This window comes from Bacillus cereus group sp. N11 (assembly GCF_016483605.1).
Taxonomy (GTDB): domain Bacteria; phylum Bacillota; class Bacilli; order Bacillales; family Bacillaceae_G; genus Bacillus_A; species Bacillus_A toyonensis.
This window is the reverse complement of sequence record NZ_JAEHBN010000006.1, coordinates 26,673-39,057: the sequence shown is the minus strand read 5'-3', so window position 1 is coordinate 39,057 and position 12,385 is coordinate 26,673. Positions and strand designations below refer to the sequence as shown.

Genomic DNA, 12,385 nt, shown 5'->3' with positions numbered 1-12,385 from the left:
CCCCCACTGATTATTAGTTGAACCAATCGGGCTTTTACGGGCAGTTGATTCCCTACCTAACTTCTTTGCTTCCGCTGAATTTTGAGGTGGGGATCTTACTGCCCGTTAATGCGGGATAAAAAAATAAGCCCTCGCTTCTTTATGAGGGCTTATTTCATATTTACTTTCCAAACCTTTTACGGTATCCACATTTCCTACATAACTCTTCGACTGCAACTCTTTTCGAAAATCCATCGACAATGTTTGTTGCTCTTTCACCTTCTATAATGTTAGAAAATGAATCATTATTAATATTCCCAAGATTAATAATCCCTTCACCGTCTAAACAGCAAGGAATAACCGTTCCATTTGCTAAAATACCCGCTTGATTTCGAAGACCATGACAGAATCCTTTTCCATCATCCTCTTCTTCATGCAATGCCGGCCATTGAAATTCATAATCTTGATTAATAAAGACACGTTCCGCAATTTTTATACCTTTTCCTGGTGTAAGCTTCTCTTCAATTTGATAAGGCAGATCAAACTCATTTTCAATTATGGATAATAGCTCTCTATTTTTCTGGATTTCAGCATTTGTCTTATTATCCTGAGTTAAATTCCATAACCTTAGCGAAACAATTAAATCTGATTGACTTGTTGCTTCCCTAATGAAGGCAAGTATACTTCTTACATAGCCCTCTTTATCTTGCGAACCTGGATGTCCATCAAAACTGTGCAGGGAAAAGTTCATTTGTCTTAGAGCAGGCTTATTTAACAGTCTATGCCTTCTCTTATTAATTAACGTTCCGTTCGTTGTAATATTAACTTTAAATCCTTTTTCATGGCTTAAATCTAGCAGTTGATCTATTTTTGGATGGAGCAACGGCTCACCCTTCACGTGCAAATAAATGTAGTCTGTGTGAGGTTTAATTTGGTCTAATCTTTTAGCAAAATCCTCCACAGAAATGAATTGCTTCTGCCTTTCCGTCGGCGGACAAAAGCTGCACGCAAGATTACATACACTTGTAATCTCTAAGTAAAACTTCTTAAACTTCTTCACCTTTAATTCCTCACTTCTCTGACTACTTATAATTTTTTCCTCTTCATATTACAGCATACTTTTTTAGAAATAGAAACATACTTATTTTAGGAAATCTGCATACCACCTATTAATGTTTAAAAGACCATCGGTGATTTTTATCCAATGGTCTTTTTTACTCTTTTTATATACAAATGGAAATTTACTTATGATATGGTTCACCACGATTAATACGAAACGCTCTATACACTTGCTCAAGCAATACTAATCGCATTAATTGGTGTGGTAATGTCATTTTTGAAAAAGAAAGAGATTCATTGGAACGCTTCATTACTTCTGAACTTAGTCCAAGTGATCCACCAATTACAAAGGCAACTTTACTCTTTCCATATGTAGCAAGACGATCTAGGCTTACTGCAAATTCTTCTGATGACTTTTGTTTTCCTTCTATCGCTAATGCGATCACGTGCGTATCATCAGAAATTTTATCCAGTATACGTATACCTTCTTTTTCTTTTACAATTAACATTTCTGCTTCACTTAAATTTTCTGGTGCTTTTTCATCTGGCAATTCAATTACTTCTACTTTTGCGTACGCAGATAATCGTTTTAAATATTCTGCTATACCTTGTTTTAAATACTTTTCCTTTAATTTTCCGATTGAAATAATCGAGATATTCACATTTATTCCCCACCTTACAAACATGTTATCCACATAACTTATCCACATATCCACAAATGTTACCCACATATTGTGTGAGAATCTGTGTTCGATACAACATATGTCGCCTCATTTTGACAAAATTCACATGTTTTTTTCTCTTTTTCTGAGTTATCCACATTGTTGATAACCGGTGCAACTTCACATTCATCAACAATAATATCTAACGCTAATTCAACATGTTCTAAACAACAAGGTAAATTCATATTCTTCACCTCACTTTTCTACAATAGAAAACAGGAGGTAGGCCCTCCTGTTTTTAATATTTTTGAATGCCTAATTTCACCGTTGTTGTTGCTCTTTTTGTACCACGATAAAACGTAAGAGTCATTTTATCATTAATTTTTTTATCATATAAGGCCGTACGGAACCCAATAATATCGTTTACTGGTTTTCCATCTACCGCTACAATAACATCATGTTCTCGCAAACCAGCATCCGCGCCTGGTGAAGGACTTTTCACATCTAAAATGCAAACTCCCTCTGCTACATTGCCTGGTAAATGTAATGTTTTGGACCAATAATAATTCGGAATCTCATTTAATGATCTAAGTTCAATTCCAACATAAGGTCTTCTTACTTTCCCGTACTTCTCAAGTTCATTCATAATCGGAACGGCTCTAGTAACCGGAATAGCTAATCCGATTCCTTCCACTTCTTTTGCAGCAATTTTCATTGAGTTAATACCAACTAATTGTCCTGCCGCATTTACAAGTGCACCACCACTATTACCTGGATTAATCGCTGCATCTGTTTGTAATACTTCTACTTGCCAATCGTAATGACCATCTTGGTCTAAGTCTACAGGAACAATACGCTCGTTAGCTGAAATAATGCCTTGTGTAACGGTCCCCGAAAATTGCAGTCCGAGTGGATTTCCAATCGCAATGACCGGTTCTCCTCGACGAACTTTATTAGAATCGCCAATCTCAATTATTTTTTTCACATGCTTCGCATCTATTTCTAGTACAGCTAAATCTGTGACTACATCGGTTCCTAATACTTTCCCTGGGACCTTCTTACCGTCACTTAGACTTACTTCAATACGATTTGCTCCAGCAACGACATGGTTATTTGTTACAATGTAAGCTTGTCCATCTGTCTTTTTATAAATGACACCAGATCCTGTACCGGCTTCTGAATCTGCCTCTGAAAAATTGTCTCGTTGAATATTAATAATACCAACAACAGCTTCAGAAGCGCGATCAACAGCGTCTACAAAGCTAACCTGTTTAATCCCTTGAGCTTCAGCCATGTTACTTCCACTTGCTTCAGCTTGCGGAAGCGCGCCAGCATGATTCGAAAATAAAGGCGCCCCAAATGCAAATAATGAAGCCCCTACAATTGTTCCTGCTATGCTAGAAATGACAATACCTTTATGCTTCTTTTTACCTGCACGTTTTATACGATACTTTTCTTCATCAATAAAGGACATATTTGTTCACCTATCTTCCTGAAAACAACTATATTCACCTTTATTGTTTACTAAAATGAAGAATTATACGTATTGAATTTTCGTAGGCATTTTTGGATCTGTATCATGAATTTCAAAGGATTCTCCCACTCCAAATCCTTTTTCCTCTAACACTTGCGATACTGACATACGCGCTAGTTCTTTCATATTGTTATCTAAGCTTAAATGTGCTAAATAAATATGTTTTGTCTCATCTGTAATTACATCTACCATCGCTAACGCAGCATCCTCATTACAAACGTGACCAACGTCGCTTAAAATACGTCTTTTAATGCTCCACGGATAACGTCCCATACGAAGCATTTCCACATCATGATTACTTTCAAATACGAAAGCATTAGCTCCCTTAATAACACCTTTCATACGGTCACTCACGTATCCTGTATCTGTAATAAGGGCTAATTTTCTATTATTGTTATGAAAAGCATAAAACATCGGCTCTGCCGCATCATGGGAAACTCCAAATGACTCGACCTCAATATCACCGAATGTTTTCACATCCCCAACTGAGAAAATGAACTTTTGCTCAGTTGGGATATTTCCTATTAAATGTTCCATTGCATTCCATGTTTTCTCGTTCGCATAAACTGGTAAATCATATTTACGCGCCAATACACCTAATCCTTTAATATGGTCACTATGCTCATGTGTGACAAGAATACCTGATACATCATTTATATTCAGTTCTGCTTGTTTAAATAAAGCCTCTGTTGCTTTACCACTTAAACCTGCATCGACGAGTAATTTTTTTTCATCCGTTCCTACATATAGCATATTCCCTGTACTTCCACTTGCAAGCACACTAAAATGCATACTCATTCTTTCTCACTCCATTATGTTCTTCCGGCACTTGAGTTTCCCCTAATTCCATAACTTGTCCTTCAATTGCATTCACAAAAAAGTCCTTTTTCTGCTCTGTCTTTAAGTTCCAAGTTGGAGCTAGCACTTGTATATTAGAAGATGATTCAGCTAGAGCCGCATATCCAATCTGCGCCTCTTTCACGTGCGTATTTTCTGCAATTTTATTTTTTAAATATATATTTTCCAAAGCTGTTTGAGCAGTGATAATTTCTTGTTCTTTCGTTTTTTCACTTTCGCCCATTTCCTTCAAATCCGTTAACATTGTTTGTGTATACGAAACAAGCTCGTTTTTTTCATTTAAATCCACAACAATCATTGCATGATTATTGTGGAAAATCGGCTTATCCTTATACTTTTGGAAGAAATAAATTTTAGAGTCTTTCATTGCTCCAAATTCGTATTTCTGCCCATCAAGGACACTGTTTTTTAAGAAATCATTATATTTATCCTTAGATAATGATTTTGCATTTAAAAATGGCTCTTTCAACTTACCTTCTATTGTATATTCATTTTGCAGATGCGCTGTTTGATTTTTTAAAGATTGCACATCTTCTTCTTTAAAGTTTTTATTTTTCGCCATAATAAATGACTCTTTTTTCGGCTCTTTAGGAAAACTCCCCATAGTAATTTTAGATTCTTTTAATTGTTGATCAATTTTTGTTTCTGTCACAATTTCCAACTGATTACTATCTTGCTTTTGAATGAACTGAAAGATAAGAAAGAGGTCTAAAACAAAAAAGGTCACAATAAATATCGTTTTAATTCGATCCCAATCCATTTAGTCCTCCCTCACTCCACTCATATATTTTTTGTTTACCCTCTTCATCACATTTTACATACCATATCGGCTGTAAAATACTGATCTCTCCTCCGTTCACAGGACCTCCGTTCACGGAAGATTTCAATGACATTTTATAACCAATACCAACATCCTGAATTGAATTTTTGTCAATTTCCGGATTATTCTCTAATGATGTCATCACTGTACGACCTGATGCAAGAGAAGTGGGTGTACTAGGTAAAGGAATATTGAAATCAAAAAGAGATCTCTCATACTGCATGATTTCGCCTGAACCCCATGCTTGTTTTAATTCAGCCATTCCATCTGCATTAAATACAGGTAAACCGCCCTCGTATAAACGGAATGAGGTTTTCCCCTTATTAATATAATCAAGACGATAAGAATTTAAGTTACCACTGTGCCCACTTACAAAGTCGAAGCTTTTCTTCAAAAGCATCGCATTATCTGTAACTTTATCACTATATACTGCGGAATTTTTATATTTCAACATTAAATTCAACTTATCAATTTCCATAGATCGAATACCATCTGTAAATGTTTCCTTTGATTTCTCGGTAATAGGACTTAAATAACGCGGATCACTAAATAAAACATTTTTAAATGAATCCACATCTAACCCAGACACAAAATACTCTATCTGATTTAATTCCGTAATTCCATCTGGTAAAAACAGTTTTTTCGTATCATTTACTTGATATTCAAAATATGGTTTTGCTAATGTAATAAATCGATTTTGGTCGTTTATAACATCCTTTACATAAGCACCACTCAACATCGCTTGATATATTCTACGAGGATTATCATAAGAAATAAAATTAACTTTAATTTCTTGGTCCTTGCTTCGAGAAGGATCGATTACAATGCGATTAAAACTTCTATTAGATTCTAAATTTTTATCTTTAATATTGAACATGTCTTTAATCGTCTCAAGTGGCACATTTGTAGGAAAAACAAATTCAATCTTTTCTTCTCCGTGTACATAAGAAAGAAAATCCCCTTTAGGAACTGTGCCTGTTATTTCCCTAAAATCATGTAATTCTCCATTTTCAAGAATTTTATAAAGTGAGTTCACGTTGTTCGTATTCTCACTTACGTAATGATTTTTTTCTTTATGAACAATAACAGAGGATGGGCGAACAACTCCTGAAATCTTTATCGGATTTATCTCTTCATTACCTTGAACAAATTTTGTATTTTGCACAGAAGTGGAATCGGGAACATATGTCCATAAATTAAAAGTTAAAAATAGACTAATAACAACTAAATTAATTAGAACTATCGTTTTAAAGTTTTCCATACTCATTCCCAATCGTCCTCTTCATCTGGTGCCAGTGGCAGTGTGAAATAAATCGTCGTTCCTTTTCCTTCCTCACTCTTCGCCCAAATAGAACCACCATGTGCCTCAATCATTTCTTTTGCAATAGCTAATCCAAGACCTGTACCACCCATTTGTCTTGAACGGGCTTTATCCACACGATAAAAACGTTCGAAGATTTTATCTACGTTTTCTTTCGGAATACCCATACCTTGGTCACTTACACTAATCTCTAATAACTCCCCTCGATCACGTAAGCGATATGTTACTGTTCCACCTTCTGGCGAATACTTTAATGCGTTAGAAATAATGTTATACAACACTTGTGTAATTTTGTCCGTATCCATATCAATAAATCTAGATTTTTTAGAGAAAGATCGTTTGAAACTTACATTTTGCTCTTTAGACATTTCAAAGCGATCAATAACATTATTAAAGAAGTCAGTAAAGTCGACCCACTCTTTCATCAAACGATGTTCTGTACTATCAAGCTTAGATAGTTGCAACAGCGCATTTACAAGCCTTATCATTCTTTCTGTTTCCTCTTGTGTAACTGTTAAAAATTGCGGTGCAATATTTGGATCTTGCCATGCACCATCTGTCAGCGCTTCTAAGTAACTACGCATCGTTGTTAATGGTGTTCTTAATTCATGAGAGACGTTCGCCACAAACTCGCGGCGTTCCCCTTCTATACGCTCCTGCTCCGTTACATCGTATAATACAGCAATTAAACCATTTGCCTTCCCCGTCTCTTTTTGAATAACAGAGAAACTAGCACGTAAAATGTATGGTTCATTTCTCGTACTAAAATCTAATAAAACAGAATCAGGCTCTTCGTATAAATGATCGAGCGTAAATTCTTCCTGTATCCCCAATACTTCTAAAACCGATTGATCCAGCGCCGTTTCACGCGAAACATTTAGCATCTTTTCCGCAGGGTCATTTAATAAAATAATATCCCCTTTTCGGTCAGTAGCAATTACTCCATCTGTCATATGTGATAAAACAGATGATAATTTACGTCTTTCGCTTTCTGTTGAAGAACGAGCTTGTTGTAGCTTTTTTGATAAATTATTGAAAGATAATGCTAATTGGCCAATTTCATCATGACTATGGACCTTTACTTTTCTCGAATAATTTCCTTTTGCCATTTCAATTGCTTGCCTTCGCATATCTGAAATTGGTCTTGTAATTGTTTGAGCTAGTAAAATCCCAAGTACAGCCGTTACTAACAAAGCAATCACTGTTCCGGTAGCAAAAATTTGATTTATATCCTTCATTTGTTTGTATACATCTTCCATAGATGCAACAATACGAATGACACCAAGTACCTCCCCAGCTTTATCGCTTTGAATAGGAGTAATCATCACTTGAACTCGATGGCCAGTTCCTCCATCTTTCTCAATTTTTGATTCTAGTTTATTTTGTACAATTACCCGTTGAACAGCTATATCTGTCGATGTTCTGCCTATCTTATTTTGCTTAGCCGTGTCTGAAATCGCCATTAATTTTCTATTAGAATCAAATACACTTACTTCTTGAATATCTTTCTTACGATCCGATGCAAACTTTTGAATCGAATTTTTTATAGCGTCATCTAATGATTCTGGATCTGTTTTTTCACGACTTTTTGTAAATTCTTGCTTTAAATTATACGATAGTAAATTCGTTTGTTGTGTCAGAGAATCCTTAAAGCCTTGTACAAGACTTTTTTCTAATTCTCTTACAAAATATACACCGATTACTTGCATCGCTATTAATATTAATAGCATATATATGAGCACAAACTTTAAATGAATGGATTGAAAAAAACCAACCTTTTTCATATATTATTCCTGCTCTGGGTCACGCAAGTAATACCCTACCCCACGTCTAGTTACAATTAAAGTAGGATGACTTGGATTATCTTCAATTTTTTCACGTAAACGACGTACTGTTACATCCACTGTACGCACATCTCCAAAATAATCATAACCCCAAACTGTTTGCAATAAATGTTCACGTGTCATAACTTGTCCTAAATGTTTTGCTAAATAATGTAGCAATTCAAATTCACGATGTGTAAGCTCAATATTTTCCTCACGCTTTGTTACACTATAAGCATTTGGATTAATAATAATTGGTCCAATAACCATTTCAGTATTTTCTTCTTTTTCTGCTGCACCACCTTGTTGATGGCGGCGTAAATTCGCCTTCACACGAGCAAGTAATTCCCTCGTACTAAATGGCTTCGTTACATAATCATCTGCTCCAAGCTCAAGCCCTAATACCTTATCAATTTCAGAGTCCTTCGCTGTAAGCATAATAATCGGCATTTCTGAGTTTTTACGTATTTCACGACAAACCTCTAAACCATCTTTTCCTGGTAGCATAATATCTAATAAAACCATATCTGGCTGTTCTTCATTAGCTTTCTCAATTGCTTCATCACCATCATGTGCCATTACAATTTCAAAACCCTCTTTTTCTAGGTTGAACTTCAAAATGTCTGCAATCGGCTTTTCATCATCAACTACTAAAATTTTCTTTCCCATCATCGTCTATTTCCTCCTCATAAAAATATGGTCAATGATTCTTAAATATATTGATGTTTCTATAGTATATCCCTATATGACAGCAACCTTTATTTAAGTGTTCTCTCCTCTATTCTCATAGACTCATGTATGATCCACCTTTACACGGAATCCTATACGATCTACAGAAAAACCTCTAGCTTCAACTGCTAGAGGCTCCTCATCCTATTGTAAAATAACTACCCACATTTGTAAAACTACACAAAATAAAAAGGATATTAAGTGGGCCCACTTAATATCCTGAGAGTGGCTCGGGACGGAATCGAACCGCCGACACGAGGATTTTCAGTCCTCTGCTCTACCGACTGAGCTACCGAGCCAAAACTATATATAAAACCACTAATGGTGGTATAAACAAAAGTGGCGGTCCCGACCGGGGTCGAACCGGCGATCTCCTGCGTGACAGGCAGGCATGTTAACCACTACACCACGGGACCAAAAATAAACATAAAAAAACATGACCCGTACGGGATTCGAACCCGTGTTACCGCCGTGAAAGGGCGGTGTCTTAACCACTTGACCAACGGGCCACGAAAAATAAAATGGTGAGCCATGAAGGATTCGAACCTTCGACCCTCTGATTAAAAGTCAGATGCTCTACCAACTGAGCTAATGGCTCATACTCACCAACGTCATATTTTCGTGACGACAAGATGTATCATAACATATCATCTTTCACTTTTGCAATACTTTTTTTGTTTTTTTATAAAAGATAAGAAAAAACTCATGCGGACATGAGTTTTTCTTAAAAATATCAATTAAACTTCGTATACGTTACGAACGATATTCGTTTGGTTACGATCTGGTCCAACTGAGAACATAGATAATTGGATTCCTGTTAATTCAGAAACACGCTCTACGTATTTTCTTGCATTTTCAGGAAGCTCATCTAATGATTTCACACCAGTAATATCTTCTTCCCAACCTGGAAGCTCTTCATATACAGGCTCACATTTCGCTAAAATGTTTAAGTTTGCTGGAACTTCATCTATAACTTCTCCGTTATATTTGTAAGCAACACAGATTTTAAGAGTTGGAATACCTGTTAATACATCAATAGAGTTTAATGATAAATCCGTTAAACCACTAACACGACGCGCATGTCTTACAACAACGCTATCGAACCAACCTACACGGCGTGGGCGACCAGTTGTTGTTCCGTATTCACGACCAACTTCACGAATTTGATGACCAATTTCATCATTAAGTTCAGTAGGGAATGGACCATCACCAACACGGCTTGTATATGCTTTACATACACCTACAACGCGAGTAACTTTCGCCGGACCAACTCCAGTTCCAACTGTTACACCACCAGCAATCGGGTTAGAAGATGTAACAAATGGGTACGTACCGTGGTCAATATCAAGCATAACACCTTGTGCACCTTCAAATAATACACGGTGATTGTTATCTAGTGCATCATTTAATACAACAGATGTGTCGCATACATATTGTGCGATTTGTTGTCCATATTCGAAGTACTCTTCAAAGATTTCTTCTACGCTGAAACCTTCTGTATCGTACATTTTTTCAAATAAACGATTTTTCTCTACTAAATTGCGCTCAAGCTTCTCTTTAAATGCTTCACGGTCTAAAAGATCAGCCATACGGATACCAATACGAGCAGCTTTATCCATATATGCAGGACCGATACCTTTTTTCGTTGTACCGATTTTGTTATCACCTTTACTAGCCTCTTCTAACTCATCTTGTTTTAAATGATAAGGTAAAATAACGTGTGCACGGTTACTTACACGTAAATTATCAGTACTTACACCACGGTCGTGTAAGTATTTTAACTCTTCAAGTAATGCTTTTGGATCTACTACTAAGCCATTTCCGATTACACAAATTTTCTCTTTATAGAAAATACCAGATGGAATTAAGTGTAACTTATATTTAACTCCGCCGAAAACAATTGTATGTCCCGCGTTATTTCCACCTTGATATCTTGCAACTACTTCCGCATGCTCAGAAAGAAAATCAGTGATTTTACCTTTTCCTTCGTCGCCCCATTGTGTTCCTACAACTACTACTGAAGACATTATTAAAGCACCTCCGCAATTTTCAAACGATCTATTCAAACAATATAATTGTACCAAAACCGAAAAAGAAGTCAACCAAAAAAGCGAACATTTTTTTATTAAAAATCATTTTCGTTCGTAAGAATTATATTTTCACCTTATGAAAGCCTTATCTTTACTCTATAAAAAAAGAAACACATCTTATTATAAGAAATGTGTTTCTTTTTTATACTGCCTTTATGCCCCATCCTCAAAGCGTCGTTCTAAGTTAACGAACTTATTAAATTCTTTAACAAACGCAAGCTCTACTGAACCTACCGGACCATTACGTTGTTTTGCGATGATAATTTCAATCGTATTTTTATTTTCCGTTTCACGGTCATAGTAATCTTCACGATACAAGAATGCTACAATATCAGCATCCTGCTCAATACTCCCCGATTCACGAATATCAGACATCATAGGGCGTTTATCTTGACGAGATTCAACACCACGGGATAACTGTGAAAGGGCAATAACAGGTACTTGTAATTCACGCGCAATCCCTTTTAATGTACGCGAAATCTCAGATACTTCCTGCTGACGGTTCTCGCCCGACTTCCCACTTCCCTGAATAAGCTGTAAATAGTCAATTAAAACCATCCCAAGACCTTGTTCCTGCTTTAATCTACGGCATTTTGCTCGAATCTCATTTACCTTAATCCCTGGTGTATCATCAATATATATACCGGCATTTGAAAGGCTTCCCATCGCCATTGTTAACTTCGCCCAATCATCAGAAGTTAATGACCCAGTACGAAGTCTTTGCGCATCAATATTACCTTCTGCACAAAGCATACGCATAACAAGCTGATCAGAGCCCATCTCCAAACTAAAGATCGCTACATTTTCATCCGTTTTCGTCGCTACGTTTTGTGCGATATTTAATGAAAATGCAGTTTTCCCTACTGACGGACGCGCCGCTACTATGATTAAATCATTTCGTTGGAAACCTGCGGTCATCTTATCTAATTCAGTAAATCCAGTTGGTATTCCTGTAACTTCACCTTTTTGATTATGCAAAAGTTCGATTTTATCGTAAGCATCCACAAGAACGTCTTTAATATTCTGGAATGCTTTAGCGTTCGTTTGATGAGATACTTCTAATATTTTTTTCTCAGCCTCATTTAAAAGGCCGTCCACATCATCTTCTCTCTCATATCCATCAGACACGATATGAGTCGCCGTTCGAATTAAACGACGTAAAAGCGCCTTTTCAGCGATGATTCGTGCATAATACTCTACGTTAGCAGCAGTTGGAACAATCTCTGCTAACTCTGCTAAGTAAGAAACCCCACCAACTTCTTCTAGTAATCCTTGATCAGCCATCGCTGACGTCATCATTACTAAGTCAATTGGCTCTCCCTTATCAGACAAGCCAAGCATCACTTCAAAGATCTTTTGATGTTTCGTTCGATAAAATGAGTCAGGTACCAATAGTTCTGATGCTGACGTTAACGCATCTTGATCAATCAATATGGCACCTAAGACTGCCTGCTCAGCTTCTATATTATGCGGAGGGGTACGATCAGCCATTACATCACTCATACGCAAT

The 12,385-nt window shown here is 36.5% G+C and carries 11 protein-coding genes and 4 tRNA genes; all 15 read right to left on the bottom strand.

All coding sequences use genetic code 11. The features are described from left to right. Positions 1–160: 160 nt before the first annotated feature. Complete coding sequence (locus tag JDS98_RS11570) at positions 161–1,039, bottom strand: radical SAM/SPASM domain-containing protein (protein WP_000713626.1); 879 nt, start codon at positions 1,037–1,039, stop codon at positions 161–163. Between the two features lie 181 nt (positions 1,040–1,220). Continuing rightward, entirely contained in the window at positions 1,221–1,700 is a 480-nt protein-coding gene (rlmH, locus tag JDS98_RS11565; RefSeq protein ID WP_001027003.1) for a 23S rRNA (pseudouridine(1915)-N(3))-methyltransferase RlmH, read from the bottom strand. 59 nt (positions 1,701–1,759) lie between these two features. Continuing rightward, a complete protein-coding gene (locus JDS98_RS11560) occupies positions 1,760–1,945 on the bottom strand; it encodes a CxxH/CxxC protein (RefSeq protein WP_001052827.1) in 186 nt (61 codons plus the stop codon). A gap of 53 nt (positions 1,946–1,998) precedes the next feature. Then, complete coding sequence (locus JDS98_RS11555; protein ID WP_000008023.1) at positions 1,999–3,174, bottom strand: S1C family serine protease; 1,176 nt, start codon at positions 3,172–3,174, stop codon at positions 1,999–2,001. 63 nt (positions 3,175–3,237) lie between these two features. Continuing rightward, positions 3,238–4,032, bottom strand: a complete 795-nt coding sequence (locus JDS98_RS11550; protein WP_097958149.1) for an MBL fold metallo-hydrolase — start codon at positions 4,030–4,032, stop codon at positions 3,238–3,240. After that, positions 4,016–4,852, bottom strand: a complete 837-nt coding sequence (locus JDS98_RS11545; RefSeq protein ID WP_000383715.1) for a two-component system regulatory protein YycI — start codon at positions 4,850–4,852, stop codon at positions 4,016–4,018. Before JDS98_RS11545 ends, JDS98_RS11550 begins: the two co-directional genes overlap by 17 nt. Beyond that, entirely contained in the window at positions 4,833–6,179 is a 1,347-nt protein-coding gene (locus JDS98_RS11540) for a YycH family regulatory protein (RefSeq protein WP_000061574.1), read from the bottom strand. The genes JDS98_RS11545 and JDS98_RS11540 overlap by 20 nt, the downstream gene beginning before the upstream one ends. Beyond that, a complete protein-coding gene (walK, locus tag JDS98_RS11535) occupies positions 6,176–8,017 on the bottom strand; it encodes a cell wall metabolism sensor histidine kinase WalK (protein WP_000755358.1) in 1,842 nt (613 codons plus the stop codon). Before walK ends, JDS98_RS11540 begins: the two co-directional genes overlap by 4 nt. Before the next feature lie 3 nt (positions 8,018–8,020). Further along, a complete protein-coding gene (gene walR, locus JDS98_RS11530; protein ID WP_000971864.1) occupies positions 8,021–8,728 on the bottom strand; it encodes a cell wall metabolism DNA-binding response regulator WalR in 708 nt (235 codons plus the stop codon). Between the two features lie 283 nt (positions 8,729–9,011). After that, positions 9,012–9,084, bottom strand: a tRNA-Phe gene (locus JDS98_RS11525). Positions 9,085–9,125: 41 nt separating this feature from the next. Beyond that, positions 9,126–9,201, bottom strand: a tRNA-Asp gene (locus tag JDS98_RS11520). Between the two features lie 21 nt (positions 9,202–9,222). Next, positions 9,223–9,294: transfer RNA gene (locus JDS98_RS11515), tRNA-Glu, on the bottom strand. Positions 9,295–9,307: 13 nt separating this feature from the next. After that, a tRNA-Lys gene (locus JDS98_RS11510) sits at positions 9,308–9,383 on the bottom strand. 139 nt (positions 9,384–9,522) lie between these two features. Continuing rightward, a complete protein-coding gene (locus JDS98_RS11505) occupies positions 9,523–10,812 on the bottom strand; it encodes an adenylosuccinate synthase (protein ID WP_000100232.1) in 1,290 nt (429 codons plus the stop codon). A gap of 216 nt (positions 10,813–11,028) precedes the next feature. Next, on the bottom strand, positions 11,029–12,378 hold the full coding sequence (gene dnaB / locus JDS98_RS11500) for a replicative DNA helicase (RefSeq protein WP_001286243.1): 1,350 nt from the start codon (positions 12,376–12,378) through the stop codon (positions 11,029–11,031). Between the last annotated feature and the right edge of the window lie 7 nt (positions 12,379–12,385).